Source organism: Pseudomonas sp. 65/3-MNA-CIBAN-0223 (genome assembly GCF_040310425.1).
GTDB lineage: Bacteria > Pseudomonadota > Gammaproteobacteria > Pseudomonadales > Pseudomonadaceae > Aquipseudomonas > Aquipseudomonas gregormendelii.
The window spans coordinates 1-274 of sequence record NZ_JBEOPV010000129.1; the positions used below are offsets into that span (position 1 = coordinate 1).

At 68.2% G+C, this 274-nt stretch carries 1 protein-coding gene; it reads right to left on the reverse strand.

The annotated features are described in order from the left end of the window. The coding region (locus AAEZ09_RS28225; RefSeq protein WP_350601640.1) for an MFS transporter at positions 1 to 274 on the reverse strand (274 nt) is incomplete at both ends.

A 274-nucleotide genomic window follows, 5' to 3' on the forward strand; every position in this document is an offset into this window, starting at 1 on the left:
GCGCCGGGTACCAGCGGTTGAGGAACACCAGGATCCCCGGGAAAAACCCGGCCTCGGCCACCCCCAGTAGAAAGCGCAGCACGTAGAACCCGCGCGCGCTCTCCACCCACAGCATGCCGGTGGAGAGCAGGCCCCACACCACCATCAGGCAGGCGATCCAGCGCCGTGGCCCGACGCGGTCCAGGGCGATGTTGCTGGGCACGCCGAACAGCGCGTAGGCGATGAAGAACAGGCCGGCGCCGAAGCCGTACACGGTGTCGCTGAAGTGCAGGTC